Here is a 21,625-nt window from a genome sequence, read left to right on the forward strand (position 1 = left end):
GCCGCCGCACCGCGACGGCACCGCCCTGCGGCGGCGGCGCGGTGGCGACCCCGCCCGGGGCCGCCACCGCGGACCTCACCGGCAGGTCAGCGCGTCGTGCGCCACCGTGCGGGTGTCCGTGACGTCCACCCCGTCCACCACGGTCTCCACCGTCACCGTCACGGTCCCGGCCGGCAGCTGCGCGGCGCGGTGCGTGAACCGGTGGAACCGGTCCTTGCCCGCGGGGACCGTCAGCGTGTGGCGCGAGTCCCCGGCGCTCACGGCGGCGCGCAGCCGCTGGTCACCGTCGTTGGTGACGGTGACCGTGGGCACCGCGCGGTGGGCGTGGCACTGCGTGGCCACCTCGAGGCGGAACGCCGCCTGCGGCCGCTTCTCCTGCGCCAGCAGCCACTGCAGGATCGTGGCGTCCTCGTACGTGGGCGCCGACGCCAGGTGGTGGTCCGGCAGCGTGAACGCCTCGTCGCCGTACTCCGTCCAGCGCACCAGCTCGGTGATCCGGGTCTCGGTGCGGCCCAGCGCACGGTGGGCGGCCACCAGCCCGTCGTACGACGCCCGCGCGTTCGCCACCGGCAGCAGGTGGTCGTTCGTGCCGTGGGTGATCCACAGCGGGACCTCGGCCTGCGCGATGCGGGGCAGCTCGTCCGCGTCCGCGGGGAACCCGCCCGTCAGCAGCCCGCCGGCGAAGAGGTCGGGACGCTCGGAGAACATCTCCCACAGCAGCTGCGAGCCGTAGGAGACCGACGTGGCGTACACGCGGTCCCGGTCCACGGCGTGCTCCGCCAGGAACGCCTCGACCAGCTCGACCGCCTGGGCGCCCTCGGTCACCTTGTCGACCCGGCGGTTCTGCGGCGCCAGCACGATGACGTCCTCGTCGGTGCCGGTCCACGACTCCTGGAACCACGCGGTCGTGAGCATGTCGGAGGCGAGCTGCACGCCCAGGTTCTGCCCGTCGAAGCCCATGCCGTGACCGGGCAGCGCGACGACCAGCGGGTAGGCACGTGCCGGGTCGTAGCCGTCGGGCAGGCGGTAGGCGTACTCGACGTCACCGGTGCTCGACGCGAACGTCCGCAGCACGAACTGGTCCACCTCGCGGTCGATCGGCTCCGCCGTGGTCCGGTGGGCCGTCGCGGGGTCCCCGCCGGCCAGCAGCGTGCCGTCGGTGGCGTGCACGTCGCCGAGCTGGGTCACCTGGGTGAGCTGGTCGGGGTTGACGCGCACGGAGCACAGGAATGTCGGGCACAGCGAGACGACGACCGTCCAGCCGCCGTCGGGGGAGTCCACGAGCTCCAGCACGACGAACCGGCCCGGCGCCGCCGGCCGGTCCTCGTCGAGCAGGCGCGCCGGGTCGTCCGTCGTCCACACGTCGGCGACCGGCCGGTCCACGAGCTCCGGCAGGCGCTCGACGCCGTGGAACCGGAAGTTGTACACCGAGTCCGCGACCGCGAAGTCCCCGGGGGTCAGGCGCGCGGCGTCGACCGCGTCGCCGTACTCGACCACCACGTGCGTGACCTGCTGCCCGTAGGACCCGACCTCGGTGACGGGTGTGACGGACAGGACGCCGGCCCCGGGCGCGGCGGGGGTGGCGGGGACGGCGCTCGCGGGCGCCGCCACGGCGACGGTGGCCGCGACGAGCGCCGCCACGGCGGCCGCAGCCGCGGCCCGGGTCCTGGCGCGCGCCGTGCCCGTGCGCAGAGGTCTCCTCATACCGGTGTCTCCTTCGACCTGGTCGAGGCGACCGCCCCCGGCGGCAGCCCTCGTCGGCTGCGCGGCCCCCCGTGCACCGGTTCAGCGTGCTGAACCGATTTAGCACGACCGTAACCAGGCGCTTCGCCCAGGGTCAAGCATTCCGGACGAGCCGGTCGGGATCAGGCCGCGGTGCGCTCGCGCCCCGAGGCGAGGACCGTCAGGGCGAACACCGCCGGCACCGCCGCGCTCAGCAGCATGCCGACCCGCAGGCCCGTGCCCGTGTCCGGCGGCAGCGCCGCGGCGATCCCCGCCAGGGGCCCGGCGGCGAGGTCCGCGAACAGCCCGACGCCCAGCGGGCCGAACGTGCCGCCGGCGTCCCCGGCGAGCGCGAGCACCGCGAACATCGCGGCGCCCCCGAGCGGGAACCGGGCGGACGTCAGCGAGAACGTGCCCGGCCACAGCAGGGCCGTGGTCAGCCCGCACAGGGCGCACGCCACCAGGCTCACGACCGGCACGGCGGCGGTGGCCGCGACCACGTAGCAGACCGCCGTCGCGACGCCCGACGCCGCCAGCAGCGGACGCAGCGGCACGCCCTGCCCCCACAGCCCGTACGCGACGCGACCCAGACCCATGAGCAGCGCGAACAGGCCGGGCCCCAGCAGGTCCCCGACCTCCTTGGGCACCCCGGTGCCCTGCTCGGCGAAGAACGACGACCACTGCGCCATGGTCAGCTCGGCGGCGCCGCCCGTGGCCATGAGCACGAGGGCCGCGAGGAACAGCGGCGTGCCGAACAGCGAGCGCAGGCTCGTGCGGTGCTCGTCGGGCACGGTCGGCGGCATGGGCACCCGCAGCAGCACGACCAGGTTGACCAGCGGCACCACGGCCCACAGCACGGGCAGCAGCGGCCACAGGTCCGAGCCGACGACGGCGAGCAGCGCCGTGCTCAGCACGACGACGGCGAGCTGCCCCCAGCAGTAGAAGGAGTGCGCGAACGCCATGCCCGCGGCCTTGGCCTCCTCCGGCTGCGGCAGGTGCTCGACCACCGGCGACACCAGCACCTCGAGCAGTCCGCCGCCGATCCCGTAGACGACGACCGCGACGCACAGCCCCACGAACGGCGCGGGCAGCACGAACGGCAGCACCGCGAGCAGGACGAGCCCGAGCGCCGCCAGCGCGTGCGCGGCGACCATCGGACGGCGGTACCCGATGCGGTCGACGACCCGCACCGCGACGAGGTCCGTCAGCAGCTGCACACCGAAGTTCAGGGCCGCGAGCGCCCCGAGCTGCGCGACCGGCACGTCGAGCGCGGTGTGGAAGACGACGAACAGCAGCGGCGCGAGGTTGTTGACGACGGCCTGCACCACGTACGCGACGTGCGCGGAGTGGCGGGTGGTCGTGTAGCTGGGCGTCGTCGTCGACAAGGGGCGTCCTCGGTGGCGCGGGGCGGGCGGGGCGCGGTCACTGTGGCACGCGCCCCGGGGCCGGGCCCCGCGCCGTGCGGGGTCAGTGTGCGGGGCGCGTCGTGCCCTGCGACATCCGGTCGATCCACGCGAGCGCGAGCGCGGAGGCGACGAACGCGAGGTGGATGAGGGTCTGCCACATCATCGTCTCGCCCGTCACGTGCCCCACCGACGACTCGATGAACGTGCGCAGCAGGTGGATCGAGGAGATGCCGATGATCGACATGGCGAGCTTCGTCTTCAGCACGTTGGCGTTGACGTGGCTGAGCCACTCCGGCTGGTCCGGGTGCCCGTCGAGGCGCATGCGGGACACGAACGTCTCGTACCCGCCGATGATCACCATGATCAGCAGGTTCGAGATCATCACGACGTCGACCAGCCCCAGGACGATGAGCATCGTCGTGGCCTCGGTGCCGAAGTCCGCCATCGCCTCGATCTTGTGACCGAAGACCGCGAAGTCGACGAGGTGCCACAGCTCCTTGAGGAACTGCCACACGTACACGACCTGCGCCGCGATCAGCCCGAGGTACAGCGGCAGCTGCAGCCAGCGCGAGAAGAAGATCAGCGACGAGACCGACCGCGCGTACGGCCGGGTCGGCTCGACCACCTCGACGGGCTGGGTGGGGTCGGTGGGCGGGACGGTCTCGACGGCCGGCTGCGACGACGTCACGGTGCTCCTTGTCGGTACGGGGGCCGGGGTCCCGGCGCGCACTGAACGCGTGGGCGTGGCACCCCGTTCCCGCGCGACCGGGTGACCTCTCCCACACGGGGTGGCCGGACGTCGCAGGTGGTGGGCCCGCGACGGCCCCGGGGGGGGGACCCCGGACCGTGCCGGGCGCCGGTGGGTCGGCGGTAGAGTCCTGTCACGGCAGACGTTCCCGCCCACCCGGGCAGACCCGCGAGGAGCACCCACTGGTGACCGTCCCCCGTCCAGCCGCCGTCGTCGTCCTCGCAGCGGGTGAGGGCACCCGCATGCGCTCCTCGACGCCGAAGGTGCTGCACCCCATCGCAGGTCGGAGCATGGTCGGCCACGCGCTCGCCGCGGCGCGGGCCCTCGAGCCCGACCGGGTGGCCGTCGTCGTCCGGCACGAGCGCGAGCGCGTCGCCGCGCACGTCCTCGACGTGGACCCCGACGCGCTGCTCGTCGACCAGGACGACATCCCCGGCACCGGCCGCGCCGTCCAGGTCGCCATGACCGCGCTCGACGCCGCCGCGCAGGCCGCCGCGGCCGCCGCTGCCGCGGCGGGTCACGACATCGGTGGCGCCGCCGCCGACACCGTGCTCACCGGCGCCGTCGTCGTGATCGCCGGGGACGTGCCGCTGCTGGACGCCGGCACGCTGCGCGAGCTGCTCGCCGCGCACGCCGCCGACGACAACGCGGTGACCGTGCTCACCACCGAGGTCCCGGACCCGACGGGCTACGGACGGATCCTGCGCGAGCCGGGCACGGGCGACGTGCTGGGGATCGTCGAGGAGAAGGACGCGGACGACGCCCAGCGGGCGATCACCGAGATCAACACGTCGGTCTACGTGTTCGACGCCGCGGTGCTGCGCTCCGCGCTGGCCCGCCTGGGACGGGACAACGCCCAGGGCGAGGTGTACCTGACGGACGTGCTCGCGATCGCGCGGGCCGCCGGCGGCCACGTGCGCGCGCTGCGCACCGACGACCCGCTGAGCGTCGAGGGCGTCAACGACCGCGTGCAGCTCGCCGCCCTGCGGGCCGAGCTCAACCGCCGCATCCTCGAGGACTGGATGCGCGAGGGTGTCACGGTCGTCGACCCGATGACGACGTGGGTCGACGTCGACGTCGACCTCGCGCGGGACGTCACGCTGCTGCCGGGCACCCAGCTGCACGGCGCGACGACGGTCGGCGAGGGCGCCACCGTCGGGCCCGACACCACGCTGACCGACTGCGAGGTCGGACCCCGCGCGACGGTGGTGCGCACGCACGGGTCCCTGTCCGTGATCGGCGAGGGCGCGACCGTCGGCCCGTTCGCCTACCTGCGCCCGGGCACCGAGCTGGGCGCCGAGGGCAAGATCGGCACGTTCGTCGAGACGAAGAACGCGCAGATCGGCACGGGGTCCAAGATCCCGCACCTGTCCTACGTGGGCGACGCGACGATCGGTGAGCACTCGAACATCGGCGCCGCGTCCGTCACCGTCAACTACGACGGCGTCAACAAGCACCGGACCGTCATCGGCTCGTTCGCGCGCACCGGCTCGGACAACATGTTCGTCGCGCCCGTCGTCGTCGGCGACGGCGCGTACACCGGCGCGGGCACCGTGGTGCGCCGCGACGTGCCGCCCGGCGCGCTGGCCGTCAGCGCCGGCTCCCAGCGCAACATCGAGGGCTGGGTCGCCCGCTCGCGCGCCGGCACGCCCGCCGCCGAGGCCGCCGCGCGGGCCCGCGGCACGCGCGACGTCGCCGGGCTCTCGCCCCAGGCGCGCGCGGAGCTGGAACGCGCGGCCACCGCGTCGATCCCCGTGACGCCGCCGCCTCATCTGCCCGGCCAGCCGGCGCAGCTCGACGACCCCGCGGACACCCCCGCGGGCAGCACCACGACCGAGGACGGGCAGCAGCGATGACCGGCATCATCAGCCACGACGGGGAGAAGCGACTGGTCCTGGCCTCCGGCCGGGCCCACCCCGAGCTCGCGCAGGACGTGGCGGACGCGCTGGGGATCGAGCTGCTGCCGACCACCGCGTACGACTTCGCCAACGGTGAGATCTACGTGCGGTTCGGCGAGTCCGTGCGCGGCGCGGACGCGTTCATCCTGCAGTCGCACTGCTCGCCCATCAACCAGTGGGTCATGGAGCAGCTGCTCATGATCGACGCGATGAAGCGCGCGTCGGCCAAGACCATCACCGTCATCGCGCCGTTCTACCCGTACGCCCGTCAGGACAAGAAGCACCGCGGGCGCGAGCCGATCTCGGCCCGCCTCATGGCCGACCTGTTCCGCACGGCCGGGGCCGACCGCATCATGAGCGTCGACCTGCACGCGGCGCAGACGCAGGGCTTCTTCGACGGCCCGGTCGACCACCTGTGGGCCCAGCCGATCCTCGTCGAGTACGTGCGCACGCGCGTCGACACGTCGAACGTCACGGTCGTGTCGCCCGACGCCGGCCGCATCCGCGTCGCCGAGCAGTGGGCGGCGAAGCTCGGTGGCGGACCGCTGGCCTTCGTCCACAAGACGCGCGACATCCGCAGCCCCAACAAGGCCGTCGCCAACCGTGTCGTCGGTGACGTCGAGGGCAAGAGCTGCGTCATCGTCGACGACCTCATCGACACCGCCGGCACGATCGCCGGCGCCGTGCGGGTCGTCCTCGAGGCCGGCGCCAAGGACGTCATCGTCGCGGCGACGCACGGCGTGCTGTCCGACCCCGCGGTCGAGCGGCTCCAGCGGTGCGGTGCCCGTGAGGTCATCATCACGGACACGCTGCCCGTCGCCGAGGAGCGCCGGTTCCCGCAGCTCACCGTGCTGTCGATCGCCCCGCTGCTCGCCCGCGCGATCCGTGAGGTGTTCGACGACGGCTCGGTGACGTCGCTGTTCGACGGCAACGCCTGAGACGTCCGGCGCCGACGGTCGACCGGCACGCACGGTCGTCCGGTAGGATCGTCAGGTTGCCTCGGCGAGGGACGACGGACGGTCGAGCGGGAAGCACCATCCCCGCGGGCCCATCCGGCTCCGTGATCGACTGGGTGGTCGCCTCCGCGTGCCCGTCCTGCGTCCCGCGTCGAGGCCACCGGGCCCCGCGCCCGAACCACCCGAGGGGCTTCCCCCCGGGGCCGAACCACGAAGACCCGCGCCCGCGCACCACCGCGGCGCCACCCCACGCTGAGGAGCACACGTGTCCGAGATCAAGCTCGCCGCCACCCCCCGCACCGAGTTCGGCAAGGGCGCCGCGCGCCGTCTGCGCCGCGCCAACCAGGTCCCCGCGGTGCTCTACGGCCACGGCACGCAGCCGATGCACGTCGCCCTGCCGGGCCACGACACGATGCTCGCGCTCAAGCACTCGAACGCCCTGTACTCGATCGAGCTCGACGGCAAGACCACGCTCGCGATCGTCAAGGACGTCCAGCGGGACGTCGTGCGCCAGGTCATCGAGCACGTCGACCTCCTCATCGTGAAGAAGGGCGAGAAGGTCGCCGTCGACGTCCCGGTCCACGTGGTCGGCGAGTCGGCCCCCGGCACCATCCACGTCGTCGAGACGCAGAACCTGTCGCTCGAGGCCGAGGCCACGCACCTGCCGCAGGGCATCGAGGTCTCCATCGAGGGCCTCGCCGACGGCGCCACGGTCACCGCGGGCGACGTCGTCCTGCCCGAGGGTGCCACGCTCGTCACCGACCCCGAGATCACGGTCGTCACCATCAGCACCCCGCAGGCGTCCGCCGCCGACGTCGCCGCCGACGCGGCCGTCGCCGACCTCGCCGCGCAGCAGTCGGCCGCCTCGGCCGCCGACAACGAGGGCTGAGCGACCACGCTCCCCGCGACGCCCGGTACCGTCCACGGTGCCGGGCGTCGCCGTGCCCCCGCACCCCCGACCCCGGAGGAGACCTCCCCGTGAGCGACGGACCCTGGCTCGTCGTCGGCCTCGGCAACCCCGGCCCGCAGTACGCCGGCAACCGGCACAACGTCGGCCAGATGGTGCTGGACGAGCTCGCGCGGCGCACGGGTGCGTCGTTCGGGTCCCGCAGCGCCGGTCTGCTCGGCCGCCGGCCGCAGGCCGTGACGGCGGACGTCCGCCTGGGCACGCTGCCGGGTGGGGCCCCGGGGCCCCGGGTGGTGCTGGCCAAGCCCACGACCTACATGAACGTCTCCGGCGGCCCGGTGGCGGCGCTCGCGCGGTACCACGACGTACCCGTCGAGCGGGTGGTCATGGTGCACGACGAGCTCGACATCCCGTTCGCGGACGTGCGTCTCAAGCGTGGCGGGGGCGAGGGCGGCCACAACGGGCTCCGCGACACCACCAAGGCGCTGGGCTCCAAGGAGTACGTGCGGGTGCGGGTCGGCGTCGGCCGCCCGCCCGGCCGGCAGGACCCCGCCGACTTCGTGCTCAAGGACTTCTCGGGGGCCGAGAAGAAGGACCTGCCGTGGCTGGTCGACCGCGCCGCGGACGCCGTGGAGGCTGTCGTCCTCGACGGTCTGGAGGCCGCCCAGCTGCGGTTCCACACCCGCTCCTGAGGGTGTCGCCGGGTGCGGGCGCGTTCACCGGATGTTCACCGGACCGCCGTCCGCCGGTGGGTGACAACCGCATGTGAAACGGGTGAAATCGGACGCATCACCCGTAACAGCGCGAACCCGGCATATAACCTCCTGGGTACTGCAGACACGCGCTGAGCCCGGGGGACGCCATGACACTGACGGCTGACGAGCACGCGTGGCGGACCACCGACGAACGTGACCGGCGCGGGACGGCCCGCGAGCCCCGCCGGTCCTGGGCCTCCGCGCAGCCGTTCGAGCGGCGGGTGACGCCGGTCAACTCCGACGGCGGCCTGCTGGCCGAGAGCTGGCGCGCGGTGGGTGCCCACTACGTGCGGTTCATGTGCGCGCTCGACGCCATCGTCGCCGCGGGGGTGGCCTACGCCCTGCTGGCGCGGTCGGCCGACGGGCCGCGGGCGGTGCTGGCCAGCCTGCTCGGGGCGCTGCTGTTCGTCGCCCTCGTGGGCGCGTTCCGCGGGTACGACCGTGACCGTGTCGGGGACGGACCCACCGAGTTCCAGGCCGTGCTGCGTGCGGGTGCCGGTGTCGCGGCCACCCTCGTGGCGCTGTCGTGGCTGCTGGACCTCCCCGTGCCGCGCGAGACCGTCCTGCTGGGTGTCCCGCTGACCGTCGGCGTGGTCGCGGTCGTGAGGCACGCGGGCCGGCGGCGGGTGCACCGGTGGCGGTTCGCGGGTCAGGCGATGATGCGCACGGTCGTCATCGGGGACGTCGCGACGGCGCGGCGCGTCGCGGCCGACCTGCACGCCGCCCCGCACCACGGCTACGAGGTGATCGGGGTCTGCGTGTCCGACCTCGACTCCGCCCCGGCCGCCGACGTCCCGGTGCTCGGCGCCACGGCCGACGTCGTGCAGGTCGTGGTGGACCACGCCGCGGACGTCGTCGTGGTGGGCGCCGGTCACCTGCGGGGCGAGGCGCTGCGTCGGCTGAGCTGGGCGCTCGGTCGTGCCGGGGCCCACCTCGTCGTGGTGCCGGACCTCGTCGAGGTCGCCGGCCCGCGGCTCGCGGTCCGTGCGACGGCGGGGCTCTCGCTGCTCGAGGTGGAGGTCGGGGCGCCCCGCAGGCGGACGGTCGCCAAGACCGTGCTGGACGTCACGCTGGCGCTGCTCGCAGGCCTGGTCGCGCTCCCGGTCGTCCTGGTGGCGGCGGCGGTCGTGCGGCTCACCTCCCCGGGGCCCGCGTTCTTCCACCAGACACGCGTGGGGATCGACGGGCGCCACTTCACCATGTGGAAGCTGCGGACGATGTACGTCGACGCCGACGCCCGCCTGGGTGAGCTGCGCTCGCGCAACGAGGGCGCGGGCGTGCTCTTCAAGATGCGGCACGACCCGCGGGTGACACCGGTGGGCCGCTGGCTGCGCCGGTACTCCCTGGACGAGCTGCCCCAGCTCTGGAACGTCGTGTGCGGCGACATGTCGATGGTCGGCCCGCGCCCGCCGCTCGAGCACGAGGTGCAGGCCTACCAGGACCAGGTCCACCGCCGGCTGCACGTCAAGCCCGGGCTGACCGGGCTCTGGCAGGTGAGCGGGCGCTCCGACCTGGACTGGGACGAGTCCGTGCGGCTGGACCTGCGCTACGTCGACAACTGGTCGGTCGCCATGGACCTCATGATCCTGTGGAAGACCGCCCGGGCGGTCCTGCGCAGCTCCGGCGCGTACTGACGGCGCCCCACCGCACCGGCACTCGGGGACGAGGGTGCCGGTGCGGTCGTCTGTCCAGATGCCGGACGGCGGGTCGACGGGCAACCCCCGGAGATCGGTGCCGGTCAGCGCGCGGAAAGCGGTCGAACGTTCATCGTGACGTACGTCACACTTCACCCGCGAGGGGGAGCGACCGGGTGAATTGGACCATCATGTCGTCGTATGGGTGAAACGAGTTCACGGGCAGGGCGGCACGCCGCCCCCGTCGCCGGCTCCCCGCTCCGCCGCTGGGCGGCCATGCTGCTGGCGGCGATGGTGGTCCTGGTCTCGTTCTCGCGGGCGGACGACGCGTCCGCTGCCGACTCCGGTTCCGTCACCCTGGCGCCGACCCAGGCGACGTTCACGTCGTCGGCGTCCCCCCGCACCAGCTACGCGGCGTACGACCTCCTCGTCTCGACGTCGTCGGTCTACCGGACGTACCTCACGTTCGACACGTCGGCGGTGCCGGCCGGGGCCACCGTGACGAACGCCGAGCTGCGGCTGTCGGTCCGCACCAGCGCCACCCGGACCCCCGGTCTCGCCGTGCGCAGCGTGCCGTCCGGCTGGCGGGCCTCGGCCGTGACGTCCGCCAACCGGCCCGCGGCCCGCGGCGCAGCGCTCAACACCCCTGTGACGGCCGTCCCCGGGGCGACGATGTCGGCACGCCTGGACCCCTCCGGCATCGTCGCCGGGGGCGCGACGTCGTTCGAGGTGCTGTACGAGGTGCGGGCCTCGGGCGTCCGGCTCGACAAGCTGGGGAGCAAGGGGCCCCGGCTCGTCCTCACGTGGACGACGGGCGGCTCCACGGCCACCCCCGTACCCACGCCGACGCGCACCTCCGCGACGCCCCGCCCGTCCGCGAGCGCGACGCCCCGGCCCAGCAGCACGCCCCGCCCCACGACCACCCCGACCGTGCGCCCGACGCCCACGGCGTCCGCGGCGCCGTCGCCCACGGCCGCCCCGGTCACACCGCCGCAGAGCACCCGGCTGCCGTACGAGGTGGCCGGCACCGGACAGGCGAAGGTGTTCGCCCACTACTTCACGCCGTACCCGATCTCGCTGGACAACGACGACCCGTCCCGCGACTACTACGCCCGCAACTACCTCGCGCCCGACGGCGAGGGCGGCGCGCACCGCGAGTACGGCGGCCTGCTGCGCGACCGGCCCGTCGAGCGGTCACCGCTGTCCGGTGACTGGAAGATGAAGGACGCCCGCACCGAGATCGACCAGGCGGCCGACGCCGGCATCGACGGGTTCATCGTCGACCTGCTCAACCTGGAGAACTTCCACTGGGAGCGGGCCGTGCGCATGGCCGACGCCGCCCACGCCGACGGTCGCGGGTTCGTGGTCATCCCGCAGCTCGACATGACGACGTCCGCCGGCAAGGCCGACATCGACCTCATCACCGCCAAGTTCGCCGAGTACGTCGCCAAGCCGGCGGCGTACCGCCTGCCCGACGGTCGTCCCGTGATCTCCGCGTTCAAGGCGGAGGCGAAGTCGGCCGACTGGTGGCGCGAGGTGCTCACGAAGCTGCGCACCGACCACGGGGTGGACGCGGCGTTCATGCCGACGTTCCTCAACGCCGTGGACAACATGGAGGCGTTCGCGCCGATCACCTACGCGCAGGGCGTCTGGGGCACCCGCAACCCCGGCAACATCCTGGCCGGGCGCAACTTCGCCGCGCAGGCCCATGCGCTGGGCGACCAGTGGCTCGCGCCGATCTCCGTGCAGGACTCGCGGCCCATGCAGGGGGTGTTCCAGGAGGCGGCGAACCTCGAGACGCTGCGTGCCAGCTGGCAGCGGGCCATCGAGGACGGCGCGGACATGGTGCAGCTCGTCGCGTGGAACGACTACAGCGAGAACACGGTGTTCGCGCCCTCGGTGCACCACGGCAACGTCTTCCTGGACGTGAGCGGGTACTACGGAACCCAGTTCAAGCAGGGTCGCGCTCCGGCGGTCACGGGGGACGCGGTGTATCTCACCCACCGCATGCAGCCCGTCGACGCGAAGCCGCAGCTGAGCCACGACCTCATGGAGCTCATGTCCGGCGGCACCACGTCGACCAAGCCGCGCGACACCGTGGAGGTCCAGACGTTCCTCACGGCGCCGGCGGCCGTGACCGTGCGGATCGGCAGCGCGACGCACACGTACACCGCACCCGCCGGGGTCGACGCCCGCACCTTCCCGCTCGCGCTCGGGTCCGTGTCGGCCTCCGCGACGCGCAGCGGAGCCACCATCGCGCGGGTCACGTCGCCGTTCACGGTGGTCTCGTCACCGCTCGTGCAGGATCTGCAGTACGTCGCGGCCTCGAGCCGTGGCTGACGCGACCGAGCGCCCCGGCTGTCCGGTCCGGCGGTGACGCACGGCGGTCCGCGCGTCCCGGGACGCGCGGACCGCCGCGTCAGAACTCCTCGACCGTCTCGTCGCCCCGCTCGTCCACCCGCACGATCCGCCGGGTGTGCGTGCCGGTGCGCTCGAACCAGCGGCCGGTCACGTCGGCGCGGCGCCGCGCCGGGACGCCGGCGAAGAGGCCGCCCGGCTTGTCGTCCGGCAGACCGGGCAGCAGCAGGCCGCCCGCGCCGAGCACCGAGCGCGCGGGCAGGGACGCACCGCCCAGCACCACCGCGTGCGTCCCGACGAACGACCGCTCGCCGATCGTGATCGGCAGCGCGCGCTGCGCGTCGATCGCGAGGTCCACGGAGTGGGTCATGAGCGTGGAGGACCGTCCCGCGATCGAGGAGTAGGCCCCGATGGTCACCGCGGCGGAGCAGTCGATGCTGTGGCGGCTGGTGATCTTGCCGTGGGGGGCCACGTGCAGCCGCCCGCTGCCCGGGTTCCGCGCGAACGCCGGGTGCGCCGTGATGACGTTCATCCGGCCGATCGACGCGCCCTCCTCGACCACGACCTCGCGCAGGTCGCGCAGCAGGTTGTGGCGACCCAGGCGGGCACCGGCGCCGAGCGTCAGCGCGTCGACCTTCCACACCAGGCTCGCGCGGGCGACGGCGTCCGGGTGGACCCGGTGCCCCAGGGTGCGCAGCAGGCCGTTCTTGGCACGGCCCGCGGGCGCCAGCCACACGACAGCCCGGGCGAGGTGCAGGAGCCGGCTCATGTGGTGACCTCCTGGTGGACGGCGACCGGCGCGGGCCGGTCCGAGGGTGCGGCGCCCGCGCGGGCCCCGTGCAGGCAGAGGGCGAGGCGCAGGACGAGCCCCAGGCAGATGCCGACGAGCGCACCGACCGCACCCCAGACGAGGGCCAGGACCGCGACGGCCGTGAGCCCGACGGCCGTCCCGATCGCGGTGGCCCGCGCGACGAGGTCGATGCGCCCGAGCGGGACGAGGGCCACCCGTGCGGCGACGGACTCCTGCAGGTTGAGCAGGAGCCACAGGGCGCCGAGCGCCACCACCTCGACCGGGACCTCGACCTCGCCCGCGCCGAACCAGCCGAACACCTGCTCGTGCAGCAGGGTCACCAGTGCGCCGCCGGTCGTCGTGGCCGCCAGCACGAGCACGTGGGAGCGTCGGATCCGCGTGCGCACCGCGCGGCCGGACGCGCGGGCCACCCACCCCTGCAGCACGACGATCACGGGCGTCGCGGCGACGTACACCTGGCGCTGCAGCTTGTCGACGAGCGCGTAGACCGGCAGCGCCGCCGGGCTGACGAGGCTGACCAGCAGCACCGGGGCCGCGCCGTACGCCGCGCTGAGGACGGTGGTCGCGACGCCGTGCCGCTGACCGGCGACCACCCGGCGGACCGGGCGCCGCGGCGGCGTCGGCCCGGCGGACCGTGTGCGCACGGTGACGTAGAGCGTCGAGGTGAGCACGCCGACGAGGATCCCGCCGGCCTGCGCGCCGATGCCGACCGCGGGCGGTGCCCCGCCGTGCAGCAGGACCACGCCGACCAGCGAGCCCGCCGCGCGCGGCACGGTCTCGGTCAGCAGCAGCGCCCACGGTGCGGCGGTCCCGACGAAGTACCAGTTGGCGGACAGCCCTACCAGCGACAGCGCCACGGCCGCGAGGGCGGCGAGGGGGCGGTGCGCGGGCGCGAGGACCGCCGCCAGCCCGGCCGCCACGACGATGACGGGCACCGCGACGAGGCTGCGGGCGAGCACCGCGTCGAGGAACTCCCGCCGGCGCGCGGCGGTGCCGGCACGCGCCACGGCCGCGGGGCCCGACACGCCCCACCCCAGCCCGATCAGCACGGCGGCGACGGTGCCGACCGACTGGCCCACGGCCACGGCGCCCCAGGCGCGGGGTCCGCCCGCGGCGATCAGGGCCGGCACCAGCAGCAGGGACGCCACGGCGAGGACCACCATGCCGAGCGCGAACCCGGCGGTCTGGCGCACGCCACGGCCCAGGGTCCCGCCCCGTCGGCCCGTCCCCCCGGCCGCCGTCACGACAGCACGGCCTGCGGGGTCCGGAGCCCGGTGTACCAGCGCACGACGAGTGCGGCGCCGATGACGGTGGTCGCCACGGCGAGCAGGGCGTAGAGCGACCGGAACACCTCCGGCGCACCCCAGGTGACGAACGTCAGGGCGAGGACGCCGAAGTCCGCGGGGAGCAGCGCCACGGCCCGCGCGGTCGAGGGGGCGGCGGGCGGCGCGGGGGAGCGCCGGAGCAGCGAGGCCAGGGTGCCGCCCGCGAAGACGACGACCGCGACCAGCTGGTAGGCCAGCGGCAGCAGCAGCCACGCGTCGCCCGGCAGGTCACCGAACCGGTACCAGCCGATGAGCACGCACGTGTGGACCGCGACCATCTTGGCGGCGTCGACGACGTGGTCGAACCACTCGCCGGCCGCCGACCCCGTCCCGGTGTACCGGGCGACCTGGCCGTCGGCCGAGTCCAGGGCGAAGCCCAGCACCAGCAGGGCAGCCGCGAGCAGGCCGGACCACAGGGCGGGCGGCACCAGCGCCACCAGCGCGAGACCCGCGGCCGTGACCAGCGCGCTGAGGACGGTCACGGCGTCGGCCGACAGCCCCAGGACGATCGCGGTCGCCGCCAGGCGCCGCCCCAGCGGGCGGTTCACGTACCGGGACCACAGCGAGACCCCCCGGGCCGCCTTCTGGGCCGCGGCGAGCTCGCCGACCGTCCTGCGCCACCTCTGCATGTGCCAACTGTGGCGACAACCCGTCAATCGGGGCAAATCGCCTCCGGCGATTCACCCGTGCGGCCCCGCCGGCGACCGGGGCGGGAGGTGCGTGGGTGAAGATGTCCGAGATGTCTCCCTTGACACCGTTTGGTCGGCCTAGTCTTCCCCCACGTCGTGGGACCGAAGTCCGGGAGAGGTCGGCAATGAAGAGGATCGTCGCTCGCGGGGCTTCGGTGGCAGCCGCCGCCGCGCTCGTCGCGGCAACACTGGTGTCCGGACCGGCAGCGCAGGCGCTGTCGGACGGGCTGGGGTTCACGGCCGACGACCTGCCGACCTGGCAGACGAACGGCACCGTCTGGGCCGTCGCGGCCGTCGGTGACACCGTCTTCGCCGGCGGCACCTTCAGCAGGCTCGACCCCCCGGTCGGCGGCAGCGGGTCGCCGATCACGGTCTCCGCGCTCGCGAGCTTCGACGCGACGACGGGTGCGCCGCGGTCCTGCCGCCCGTCCGTCACGCTGTCGGGCGGGACGGCGACCATCCGCGCGCTGACGCTCGCGCCGGACGGCCGCACCCTGTACATCGGCGGCAACTTCTCCAACGTGGGCGGCACCAACGTCGCCCGCCTGGCCGCCCTCGACGTCCCCACGTGCACCGTGCGCGCGGCGTTCCGGCCGACCGGCATCTCCTCGGTCGTGCGCGCCGTCTCGGTGACGCAGGACGCCGTCTACCTGGGCGGCGACTTCACCAGCGTGGCCGGGCAGCCGCGCGGCTCGTTCGCCGCGGTCTCCCCGACCAACGGCGCGCTGCTCCCGTGGGTCGCGGACGCCGAGCTGCGCGGCTTCGCGGTCGCGGCCGGCAAGGACGGCAGCACGGTCGCCGTCGGCGGCGACTTCTTCACCGTCAACGGCCAGGACAGCCACGGGTTCGCGGTGGTCGACGCCACCACGGGCGAGAACGTGCGGAACTTCCCGCGCGGCTTCATCCCCGACACGTCCGTCATCCACGCGATCACCGCGGACGACACGGGGTACTACGCGGGCGCGGAGGGGACCGGCGGCGGTGTCTTCGACGGGTCGTTCGCCGTCGACTACGGGTCGTTCGCGCAGCGCTGGCGGGACCGCTGCCTCGGCGCGACGCAGGCCATCCTCGTCGACCGCTCGATCGTCTACGAGGCGCACCACCACCACGACTGCGCGCCGAACAACCGGGGCGAGTTCACCGACGGTGTGCGCGTCTACCTCACGGCCAACCGCGCCGACGCGAGCAACGAGATGCTCGCGTGGCGCCCGCGGCTCAACGACGGCATCGGCGAGGGCATCGGCCCGCGCGCGCTGACCGTCGCCGAGACCGGTGCCCGGCGCTACCTGTGGGTGGGCGGGGAGTTCACGCGCGTCAACGGCAACACCCAGCAGTCGCTCACGCGGTTCGCCGACGGGCCGGACACCGGTGCGCCGACCACCCCGGTGGTGCGCGCGGAGTCGCTGCGCACCGGGGAGATCCGGCTGGCGTGGCGGGCGTCGTACGACGACGACGACGGGGCGCTGACGTACCGCGTCTTCCGTGGGTCCTCGAGCGAGCCGATCGCGACCGTCACGGGGGACTCGCGCTGGTGGGTCCGCCCCCAGGTCTCGTTCGTGGACACCACGGCGACGCCCGGCGTCCAGTACACCTACCGCGTCACCGCGAGCGACGGCACCAGCACCAGCCCCCAGTCCGGCGGGGTGAACGCCCGCGCGGCGACCACGACCCAGGCCTACGCCTCCGCGGTCATCGACGACGGCGCCGAGCTCTACTGGCGCGGCGAGCTCGCGTCGAGCCGGTACGGGGTGGACTCCGCGTCGGGTGCCTCGCAGGTCAACTACATGGAGGGCGTCACCCACCGGGGCGGCGAGGACGCCGCCATCGGGTCCGCCGGCTGGTCGGCCACGTTCGACGGTGCGACGGGGTACGCGTACGACGAGCGCACCGTGCCCGGGCCGTCGGTGTACTCGGTCGAGACCTGGATCCGCACCACCACGACCCAGGGCGGCAAGATCATCGGCTTCGGCAACGGCAAGCCGAACACCGGTACCGGCGCCACGCGCCTGTCCGGCAGCTACGACCGGCACGTCTACATGACCAACGACGGCCGGCTCGTGTTCGGCACGTACACGGGCAGCGCCGTCGCGGTGACGTCCGCCCAGTCGTTCAACGACGGCGAGTGGCACCACGTGGTCGCGACGCAGGGTCCGGGCGGGATGGCGCTGTACGTCGACGGCAAGCGGGTCGCCCGCAACGCGAACTCGGTGGCGCAGGCCTACGAGGGCTCGTGGCGGATCGGCGGCGACCAGCTGAACGGGTGGCCGTCGCGGCCCACGAGCAACTTCTTCGCGGGGCAGATCGACGAGACCGCCGTGTACCCGACGGCGCTGACGGGTGCGCAGGTCGAGGCCCACTACCGGGCGACCGGGCGTGAGCCCGCGGTCCCGCCGGCCCCGGCCGACGAGTACGGCGCCGCGGTCTACGGGCTCGACCCGGACCTGTACTGGCGTCTGGACGAGCCGCCGGCCACCGGCACCGTCGCGGACTCCGGCCGTTACGGCGTCACCGGCACCGTGACGGGCCGGGTCGCCCTGGGCACCCCGGGCGTGGTCGAGCCGGGCACGGCCGCGACCTTCACGCCCGTGGGGACCGGCGCGGCGGACGGCGGCACCATCGCCTCCGACGTGTCGTTCACCGACCCGCGCGGCTACTCGCTCGAGCTGTGGTTCCAGTCGTCGTCGGCCGTGGGCGGCAAGCTCATCGGCTTCGGCAACGAGCGGTCCGCGCTGTCGGGCAACTACGACCGGCACGTGTACCAGCGTGACGACGGCCGGCTCGTGTTCGGGGTCTGGACGGGCACCGAGAACACGGTCGTCAGCCCCGCGGCGTACACCGACGGTGCGTGGCACCACGTGGTCGCGACGCACTCGCCGCTGACCGGCATGAGCCTGTACGTCGACGGTCAGCTGGTCGGCACGAACGCCGCCACGGGGGCGCAGTCCTACACCGGGTACTGGCGGGTCGGCGGCGACACGTCCTGGAGCGGCACCTCGAGCCCCTGGTTCACGGGGTCGATCGACGAGGTCGCCGTCTACGGGAGCGTGCTGACGGGCCAGGACGTGGCCCTGCACCACGCGCTCGGCGCGCAGCTCCCGCTGCCCGACACGACCCCGCCGAGCACGCCGGCCGACCTGACGGCCACGGCCGCCGGGGACGACGCCGTCGCGCTGGCCTGGGAGGCGGCGACGGACGACGTCGCCGTCACCGGGTACACGGTGCGCCGGTCCGGCTCGCCGGACTTCCCGGCCGTGTCGACGACCCAGCTCGAGGACGTCACCGGCACGTCGGTGACGGACGTCGGGCTGGCGGCCGGCACGTACTACTACCAGGTACTGGCCCACGACGCTGCAGGCAACGTGAGCGCACCCGGTGCAGCGGTCGAGATCACGGTCGCGGGGCCCGACACCACGGCGCCCGGCGCACCGGCCGGTCTGACCGCCGCGGTGACCGGTGAGGACACCGTGGGCCTCGCGTGGCAGGCGGCGCAGGACGACCGCGCCGTCACCCGCTACGTGCTGCAGCGCTCGACGTCGCCGGACTTCCCGGCCGCGGGCACGACGCAGGTCGCCGAGGTGACGGGCACGTCGCACACCGACACGGGGCTCGACGTCGGGACGTACCACTACCGCGTCGTCGCGTACGACGCGGCCGGCAACGCGAGCGAGCCGAGCACCGCCGCCGAGGTGACGCTGCTCGGGCCGGATGTGTCGGCTCCGGGTGCTCCGGGTGGGGTGTCGGGGTCGGTGGACGGTGCCGGTGCGGTGTCGGTGTCGTGGTCGGCGTCGTCGGACGATCGTGGGGTGGCCGGGTACCGGGTGTTCCGGGGTGCGTCGGCGGACTTCGTGGCCGCTGAGGGGGTGCTGGTCGGTGAGGTGACGGGTCTGTCGGTGGTGGATGCCGGTGCCGTGCCGGGGGAGCACTTCTACAAGGTGGTGGCGTTCGACGCGGCGGGCAACGTGTCCGCGGCGTCGTCGGCGGCGTCGGTGACGGTGCCCGAGCCGGTGGGTGAGCCGGTGACGGTGGTGGTGCCGGCGTCGGGCGATGCGATGGTGCTGGCCTCGGCGGCGTCGACGAACTACGGGTCGAACACGCAGCTGGCGGTGCGTTCGGAGGGGTCGGCGCAGGAGTCGTTCCTGTCGTTCGACCTGCCGGCGGCGCCGGCGGGTGCGGGGTTGACGTCGGTGGTGCTGGGGGTGCGTTCCTCGACGGACCCGGCGGCGGCCTCGGAGGGTGCGGTGACGGCCTCGGTGGTCGGGGGGTCGTGGACCGAGTCGGGTGTGACCTGGGTGAACCGGCCCACCGGTGCCGGGGTGGTGCTGGGCTCGTTGCCGCAGGTGCCGGTGCGCAACACGGCGTACGAGCTGGTCGGTGACCCGGCGGTGCTGGCCTCGTCGTTGGGTGGCCGTGTCACCCTGCGGCTGGCCGGTGGAGGGTCGGACAACGCGCGGTTCTGGTCGCGTGAGGCCACCAACGCCACGTACGCACCCGCCCTGACGCTGACGTTCACACCGGGCACGGTCGGTCCGCAGCCGGATGTGTCGGCTCCGGGTGCTCCGGGTGGGGTGTCGGGGTCGGTGGACGGTGCCGGTGCGGTGTCGGTGTCGTGGTCGGCGTCGTCGGACGATCGTGGGGTGGCCGGGTACCGGGTGTTCCGGGGTGCGTCGGCGGACTTCGTGGCCGCTGAGGGGGTGCTGGTCGGTGAGGTGACGGGTCTGTCGGTGGTGGATGCCGGTGCCGTGCCGGGGGAGCACTTCTACAAGGTGGTGGCGTTCGACGCGGCGGGCAACGTGTCCGCGGCGTCGTCGGCGGCGTCGGTGACGGTGCCCGAGCCGGTGGGTGAGCCGGTGACGGTGGTGGTGCCGGCGTCGGGCGATGCGATGGTGCTGGCCTCGGCGGCGTCGACGAACTACGGGTCGAACACGCAGCTGGCGGTGCGTTCGGAGGGGTCGGCGCAGGAGTCGTTCCTGTCGTTCGACCTGCCGGCGGCGCCGGCGGGTGCGGGGTTGACGTCGGTGGTGCTGGGGGTGCGTTCCTCGACGGACCCGGCGGCGGCCTCGGAGGGTGCGGTGACGGCCTCGGTGGTCGGGGGGTCGTGGACCGAGTCGGGTGTGACCTGGGTGAACCGGCCCACCGGTGCCGGGGTGGTGCTGGGCTCGTTGCCGCAGGTGCCGGTGCGCAACACGGCGTACGAGCTGGTCGGTGACCCGGCGGTGCTGGCCTCGTCGTTGGGTGGCCGTGTCACCCTGCGGCTGGCCGGTGGAGGGTCGGACAACGCGCGGTTCTGGTCGCGTGAGGCCACCAACGCCACGTACGCACCGGTCCTCACCCTCACGTTCACGCCCGTCGAGGCGGCGCCTGCGGCGGAGGTGCCTCCGGCAGCCGCAACGGTCCCGCAGGCGGACACGGCCGCCGTCGAGGAGGGTGCCACCACGCCGTCGGGCACGGGCGGCGCGGTCCCGGGCGAGCACGCGGCACCGGCAGTCCCGGTGCCGGCCCCGCCGCGCCCCGAGCAGGGCCCGGTCGCCGTCCCGACGGAGCCGGTCACGGAGCCCGAGCCGACGCCGGGCACCACGACGGAGCCGCCGCCCGCGGCGGACCCGGAAGCGGAGCCGGGGGTGACGGAGCCGTGAGGAGGACCGTGAGACCGGCCTCCCGCCGCCGGTCCGCCGCCCCGCGGGCGCACCGCCGCCCCACCGGCACGTCCCGAGGAGTCCTGATGCCCGCCCGTCCGCTGCTCCTCGCACCGCTCCTGGTCGGTCTGCTCGTCGGCGGGCTCGTCGCCGGCTGCTCGTCGGGCGCCGGGTCGACCGCCGGCGCGACCCCGGCGGTCGCCGGCGCGACCGAGGACGCGACGCCGCTGGGACCGGCCCCGACCGTGACACCGCTGGCGGCGCCGAGCCCGGGCACGGGTGCGGTCGACCTGTACGTGTCGCTGAACAGCACGGGCGAGGTCTTCCCCGAGTCGGTGGTCGAGGCCGGGCAGCACACCTGCGAGCGGGTGTCGTACCTCGTGCAGGTCAGCGAGGACGAGTTCCGGGCGGCGCTCGACGGTCCGCTCACCCTCGCCGACACGGCGGTGCCGCTGCTGTGCCCCGACCTGCTGGGGCCCCTCGCCCGGGCACGCGGCGGCATCGGGGAGGGGGAGTCGGCGGTCGCCGCCGGGGACCCCGGAGCGGTGGCACCGGGTGAGTACCGCAGCGTCACGGCAGCGGCAGGCTGCACGTGGAGCGTCCGTGACGGTGCGGGTGCCACGAGCTCGCAGGGCGGCGTCGCCACGGCCGGGGAGGTCGCCACGCTCGTCGTCGGCGCCACCGACGCGGCCGTGAACTCCGCCGGCTGCGGCCTGTGGCTCCCCGCGGCGGGCTGAACGCCGCTGGGCTGAGCGCTGCGGCGCTCGGCCTGTCGGTGCCTGA

Annotated in this window: 14 protein-coding genes; 8 read left to right on the forward strand and 6 right to left on the reverse strand. The window is 74.3% G+C overall.

Features of this window, described 5'->3' with window-relative positions:
• Nucleotides 1–75: 75 nt before the first annotated feature.
• From KG103_RS04560 to KG103_RS04570, 3 genes are all read right to left on the reverse strand, one after another.
• Nucleotides 76–1,704 carry a hypothetical protein gene (locus KG103_RS04560; RefSeq protein ID WP_207342312.1) on the reverse strand — a complete coding sequence of 543 codons (1,629 nt, stop codon included), beginning with the start codon at nt 1,702–1,704 and terminating at the stop codon, nt 76–78.
• A 161-nt stretch (nt 1,705–1,865) separates the two neighbouring features.
• Nucleotides 1,866–3,107, reverse strand: coding sequence for an MFS transporter (locus KG103_RS04565; protein ID WP_207342311.1), 1,242 nt, complete (start codon nt 3,105–3,107; stop codon nt 1,866–1,868).
• 82 nt (nt 3,108–3,189) lie between these two features.
• Entirely contained in the window at nt 3,190–3,816 is a 627-nt protein-coding gene (locus KG103_RS04570; protein WP_207342310.1) for a TIGR00645 family protein, read from the reverse strand.
• 245 nt (nt 3,817–4,061) lie between these two features.
• On the opposite strand from KG103_RS04570, the gene glmU reads away from it, so the two are divergent.
• From glmU to KG103_RS04600, 6 genes are all read left to right on the forward strand, one after another.
• Nucleotides 4,062–5,732 (forward strand): bifunctional UDP-N-acetylglucosamine diphosphorylase/glucosamine-1-phosphate N-acetyltransferase GlmU, encoded by a 1,671-nt coding sequence (glmU, locus tag KG103_RS04575; protein WP_207342309.1) that lies wholly within the window; start codon nt 4,062–4,064, stop codon nt 5,730–5,732.
• The gene (locus KG103_RS04580) at nt 5,729–6,712 is read left to right on the forward strand and encodes a ribose-phosphate diphosphokinase (protein ID WP_207342308.1); all 984 of its coding nucleotides are present in this window, start codon (nt 5,729–5,731) and stop codon (nt 6,710–6,712) included. The genes glmU and KG103_RS04580 overlap by 4 nt, the downstream gene beginning before the upstream one ends.
• Before the next feature lie 283 nt (nt 6,713–6,995).
• Nucleotides 6,996–7,619: a 50S ribosomal protein L25/general stress protein Ctc gene (locus KG103_RS04585; RefSeq protein WP_207342307.1), complete on the forward strand. Its 624-nt coding sequence runs from the start codon at nt 6,996–6,998 to the stop codon at nt 7,617–7,619.
• Nucleotides 7,620–7,708: 89 nt separating this feature from the next.
• Entirely contained in the window at nt 7,709–8,329 is a 621-nt protein-coding gene (gene pth, locus KG103_RS04590; RefSeq protein WP_207342306.1) for an aminoacyl-tRNA hydrolase, read from the forward strand.
• A 170-nt stretch (nt 8,330–8,499) separates the two neighbouring features.
• Nucleotides 8,500–10,026, forward strand: a complete 1,527-nt coding sequence (locus KG103_RS04595; RefSeq protein WP_207342305.1) for a sugar transferase — start codon at nt 8,500–8,502, stop codon at nt 10,024–10,026.
• Nucleotides 10,027–10,227: 201 nt separating this feature from the next.
• Nucleotides 10,228–12,366: an endo-1,3-alpha-glucanase family glycosylhydrolase gene (locus KG103_RS04600; RefSeq protein ID WP_207342304.1), complete on the forward strand. Its 2,139-nt coding sequence runs from the start codon at nt 10,228–10,230 to the stop codon at nt 12,364–12,366.
• A 79-nt stretch (nt 12,367–12,445) separates the two neighbouring features.
• On the opposite strand, the gene KG103_RS04605 is transcribed toward KG103_RS04600, so the two are convergent.
• From KG103_RS04605 to KG103_RS04615, 3 genes are read right to left on the reverse strand one after another with little or no spacing between them, the layout of a single operon-like run.
• Complete coding sequence (locus tag KG103_RS04605) at nt 12,446–13,153, reverse strand: acyltransferase (protein ID WP_207342303.1); 708 nt, start codon at nt 13,151–13,153, stop codon at nt 12,446–12,448.
• The gene (locus tag KG103_RS04610) at nt 13,150–14,388 is read right to left on the reverse strand and encodes a hypothetical protein (RefSeq protein ID WP_207342302.1); all 1,239 of its coding nucleotides are present in this window, start codon (nt 14,386–14,388) and stop codon (nt 13,150–13,152) included. Before KG103_RS04610 ends, KG103_RS04605 begins: the two co-directional genes overlap by 4 nt.
• Before the next feature lie 47 nt (nt 14,389–14,435).
• The gene (locus tag KG103_RS04615; protein WP_207342301.1) at nt 14,436–15,149 is read right to left on the reverse strand and encodes a CDP-alcohol phosphatidyltransferase family protein; all 714 of its coding nucleotides are present in this window, start codon (nt 15,147–15,149) and stop codon (nt 14,436–14,438) included.
• Nucleotides 15,150–15,334: 185 nt separating this feature from the next.
• On the opposite strand from KG103_RS04615, the gene KG103_RS04620 reads away from it, so the two are divergent.
• Entirely contained in the window at nt 15,335–20,842 is a 5,508-nt protein-coding gene (locus KG103_RS04620) for a LamG-like jellyroll fold domain-containing protein (RefSeq protein WP_213319986.1), read from the forward strand.
• A gap of 86 nt (nt 20,843–20,928) precedes the next feature.
• On the forward strand, nt 20,929–21,579 hold the full coding sequence (locus KG103_RS04625; protein ID WP_207341516.1) for a hypothetical protein: 651 nt from the start codon (nt 20,929–20,931) through the stop codon (nt 21,577–21,579).
• Nucleotides 21,580–21,625: the final 46 nt, after the last annotated feature.

This window comes from Cellulomonas wangleii, from assembly GCF_018388445.1.
Lineage (GTDB): Bacteria > Actinomycetota > Actinomycetes > Actinomycetales > Cellulomonadaceae > Cellulomonas > Cellulomonas wangleii.

Bases quoted from the DNA above. Each gene is read 5' to 3' on its own strand.
- KG103_RS04595 (WP_207342305.1), top strand. From the start codon at position 8,500: ATGACACTGACGGCTGACGAGCACGCGTGGCGGACCACCGACGAACGT.
- KG103_RS04615 (WP_207342301.1), bottom strand. From the start codon at position 15,149: ATGCAGAGGTGGCGCAGGACGGTCGGCGAGCTCGCCGCGGCCCAGAAG.
- KG103_RS04620 (WP_213319986.1), top strand. From the start codon at position 15,335: ATGAAGAGGATCGTCGCTCGCGGGGCTTCGGTGGCAGCCGCCGCCGCG.
- KG103_RS04600 (WP_207342304.1), top strand. From the start codon at position 10,228: ATGGGTGAAACGAGTTCACGGGCAGGGCGGCACGCCGCCCCCGTCGCC.
- KG103_RS04580 (WP_207342308.1), top strand. From the start codon at position 5,729: ATGACCGGCATCATCAGCCACGACGGGGAGAAGCGACTGGTCCTGGCC.
- KG103_RS04560 (WP_207342312.1), bottom strand. From the start codon at position 1,704: ATGAGGAGACCTCTGCGCACGGGCACGGCGCGCGCCAGGACCCGGGCC.
- KG103_RS04625 (WP_207341516.1), top strand. From the start codon at position 20,929: ATGCCCGCCCGTCCGCTGCTCCTCGCACCGCTCCTGGTCGGTCTGCTC.
- KG103_RS04605 (WP_207342303.1), bottom strand. From the start codon at position 13,153: ATGAGCCGGCTCCTGCACCTCGCCCGGGCTGTCGTGTGGCTGGCGCCC.